Origin of the sequence: Citricoccus sp. (assembly GCF_032154715.1) — a bacterium.
Lineage (GTDB): Bacteria > Actinomycetota > Actinomycetes > Actinomycetales > Micrococcaceae > Citricoccus.
Genome location: NZ_JALDXU010000164.1, coordinates 1 through 2,714 on the forward strand (window position 1 = coordinate 1; position 2,714 = coordinate 2,714).

Annotated in this window: 3 protein-coding genes; all 3 read right to left on the bottom strand. The window is 68.8% G+C overall.

Annotated features, from left to right (window positions below; translation table 11 throughout):
• Window positions 1-194: hypothetical protein (locus RUH65_RS15615; protein WP_313818568.1), on the bottom strand; the 194-nt coding region annotated here is incomplete at its 3' end.
• A 108-nt stretch (window positions 195-302) separates the two neighbouring features.
• On the bottom strand, window positions 303-671 hold the full coding sequence (locus tag RUH65_RS15620; protein ID WP_313818570.1) for a VOC family protein: 369 nt from the start codon (window positions 669-671) through the stop codon (window positions 303-305).
• A 71-nt stretch (window positions 672-742) separates the two neighbouring features.
• Complete coding sequence (aceB, locus tag RUH65_RS15625; protein ID WP_313818571.1) at window positions 743-2,416, bottom strand: malate synthase A; 1,674 nt, start codon at window positions 2,414-2,416, stop codon at window positions 743-745.
• Window positions 2,417-2,714 lie beyond the last annotated feature (298 nt).

Below are 2,714 nucleotides of genomic sequence, written 5' to 3' on the forward strand. Positions count from 1 at the left end.
TTGGATGGCGGGTCCGAGGCAGGGAAGGACTCGTTCTCCCATTCCTCGGCCAGTTCCTCATCGTGGCGGTGTGCGGCCGTCTCCACAGGATCGTCGGCGACGGGCGGCTCGATCAGGGCCTCGTCACCCGAGAGCTGTGGTTGCGGTTCGTCGAGGCGGTCCTCTTCGGGTACTTCGGGATTCACGTGGTCCACGGCGACTCCTTTCATCCTCGGGAACTTCAGTGTGGCAACCCGCTGAAGCGCGGGCAAGGTCGCAGGCGCAGCCACTCCAGCGGCCCGCGGGACAATGCCGCCGGAAACTCAGCGCGGCGGCATCTGCTGCAACGACCAGGTGTTGCCGTCCGGATCGGCGAAGTAGACGAACCGGCCCCAGTCCTGTTCGTCCACACCGCTGCACTCCACCCCGCGGCCGGACAGTTCAGCGAGGGCGGCATCCGCGTCCTCGATGACCATCTGAAGGCCATCCTGCGTGCCGGGCGCCATCTCGGTGATGCCCACGCCCAGCACGATCGAGCAGGCCGATCCCGGCGGGGTGAGCTGGACGAAGCGCAGCTCGGGGGAGAGGACGTAGTCATGGTCGGCGTGAAAGCCGACCTGATCCACGTAGAAGGATTTCGCCCGGTCGACATCGGTGACCGGGATCGCCACCAGTTCGATCTTCATGTCCATGGGGCCACGGTAGAACCGCGGGCGGGGGCCGAGTACATCTACCTGCGTCCCGGCACCGCCGTCGTCACGGATCAGACCGTGGTGCCGGCCAGCACCTGCCGGGCCGGCGCGGTGGCCGAGAGAAACGTCCGGTAGGCCGGCAGGGTGAGGAAATCCGGGTACTCCTCCGCCAGGGCGGAGCCGGCGAAGACCTCGAGGGCGTCGTCGAAGCGGTCACCCTCAGAGCGTTCGATGCGGGCGAACTCCTCATCCATCAGCTCCTGCACCCACTCGCGGGTCACGGTGCGGGTGCCACCCCCGGTCAGCTCGGCGGAGGACCCGGCGTTGATCCACTGCCAGATCTGGGACCGGGAGATCTCCGCGGTGGCGGCGTCCTCCATGAGGTTGTGGATGGCCGCGGCGCCACTGCCCCGCAGCCAGGACTCCACGTAGCGGATGCCGACCTCGATGTTCATCCGCACCCCGGACTCCGTGATGGAGCCCGGCGTCTCGGACACGGTCAGCAGCGCCGCGGCGTCGGGCGTCACGTCATCGCGGCGGTTGGCGCGGATCTGGTTCTGCCGGTCCACCAGCACGGAGTCGAAGACCTCCATGGCCACCGGCACCAGGTCCGGGTGGGCCACCCAGGAGCCGTCGAAGCCATCGGACGCCTCACGGGTCTTGTCCGCCCGCACCTTCTCCAAGGCGGCGGCGTTGGCCTCGGGGTCGCGACGGTTCGGGATGAAGGCCGCCATGCCGCCGATCGCCGAGGCACCGCGCCGGTGGCAGGCGCGCACGAGCTGATCGGTGTAGGCCCGCATCATCGGGGCGGTCATGGTCACGTCGGCACGGTCGGGCAGCACGAATGCCTCACCGCGGTCCCGGAAGTTCTTGATGATGGAGAAGATGTAGTCCCACCGCCCGGCGTTCAGGCCGGCCGCGTGGTTGCGCAGCTGGTAGAGGATCTCCTCCATCTCGAAGGCCGCGGTGATCGTCTCGATCAGCACGGTGGCGCGCACGGTGCCCTGGGGGATCCCGAGGTGGTCCTGGGCCACCACGAAGATGCAGTTCCACAGGCGGGCCTCGAGGTGGTTCTCCGTCTTCGGCAGGTAGAAGTACGGTCCACGGCCGCGGCGCAGCAGCTCCTTGGCGTTGTGGAAGAAGTACAGGCCGAAGTCCACGAGGGCGCCGGCCATCGGCTCACCGTCCACCACCAGGTGGTCCTCGTCGAGGTGCCAGCCGCGCGGGCGGACGATGATGGTCGGGCGGTCCACGAGCTGAACCCCGCCGAGCGTGTACTCCTTGCCCTCGGGGGTGGTGAAGTCGATCTGCCGGCGGATGGCGTCCCGCAGGTTCACCTGGCCGTTCAGCATGTTCTCCCAGGACGGCGAGGAGGAGTCCTCGAAGTCGGCCAGCCAGCACTTGGCGCCGGAGTTCATCGCGTTGATGGTCATCTTCCGGTCCACCGGCCCGGTGATCTCCACGCGGCGGTCCTTCAGGCCCGGTGCGAGGGGCGCCACACGCCAGGAGCCGTCCTCGCGGATGGTGCGGGTCTCCGGCAGGAAGTCCAGGGTTGCCCCGTCGGAGATCCGCTGGCGTGTCTCCTGCCGCTTGGTCAGCAGTTCGAGGCGGCGGCCGTTGAACTGGCGGTGCAGGCTGGCCAGGAAGTCGAGGGCGTCGGGGGTGAGGATCTCCTCCTGCCGGGGCAGGTGCGGGCCGGTGATCGTCACGCCGTTGAGGGTGATGGGCTGGTCGGTGGGGTACATGGGAGCCTCCTGAAGCAAGTCGTCTGCGGCGGCCGCACGGGCCGTGACGGGGTGCGCGTGGTGAAGGTCGCGCGGGGTCGAAAAGGTCGGTGGAAGAGCCCCAGGGTGTGTGCGGGGTGAAAAGAGGGGGCGACGCCGGGCGTCCGGTGGGGGGCCGGCGTCGCGGTGATCCGGTGGGATCAGAACTGGCCGGCCTCCGTGGACCCGCTGAGGGCCAGAGTGGAGGCGTCCGGGTTCAGGGCCGTGGAGATGGCATCGAAGTAGCCGGTGCCGACCTCGCGCTGGTGCTTGGTGGCGG